The 733-nt window shown below is 37.0% G+C and carries 1 protein-coding gene; it reads left to right on the forward strand.

What is annotated here, in order from left to right:
* On the forward strand, nt 1-612 hold a 612-nt coding region (locus NXS07_RS20525; protein ID WP_258087577.1), incomplete at its 5' end, for a hypothetical protein.
* Nucleotides 613-733 lie beyond the last annotated feature (121 nt).

Here is a 733-nt window from a genome sequence, read left to right on the forward strand (position 1 = left end):
TATCGTTCTGAAATTTGCCGCAAAGAACGCCGAACCGCGAATATGAAGTCGTATTCTGTTCCGGGTTTTCATCGTGCCACCTACCCTCTCTCAATCGGTCAGTCAAATCAAGTTGAGGTCCGTGTTCCTAAGGAGGGGGGCGGGAAGTGTGACTGGAAACTGAGTAATATTACTTTTGAAGTCAAACTGAAAGATACGTCAACAATTGCGCCTCTTATTGACAATAATTTTGGATTTAATACGACATTTGTGATTGATGGTAATGCACCACAAGAATTTGATGGCGGCTATTTAAAAATAAACGGGGATTTACATGAAAAAATAATTTTATTTCCCCTTCTAACAAAAAGCTTTTTAAGTCGCAATGAGAGCTCATTTTACCTTATAGGGAAAGAAGATCCGTTAACGTATAAAACAGGAAAGGCTAAAAATATTAACCTAAATTATATATATATAAAAAAAATGCTTTCAGTTTGGACGGGTAGAAAGAACAATGACAGGCCATTTATGACCTATCCTAATGGCAATATTGTTTATGGCGAGGTTAGACCTGGATATGAAACGTTAATGGGCATTCTTGAATCAAGAAACAGCAAACAGACTAAGATGTAGTCATTCAGATTTAATCTGACAGTCGCCCACTTTGATTTAGTGCCTGTCAGATTAAATAAACTGCACGATGTTTTTAAACAAGATGTTAACCAAGATGAATTATTGAAACACGCTCTTGAGC

This window comes from Xenorhabdus bovienii, assembly GCF_024721015.1.
Lineage (GTDB): Bacteria > Pseudomonadota > Gammaproteobacteria > Enterobacterales > Enterobacteriaceae > Xenorhabdus > Xenorhabdus bovienii.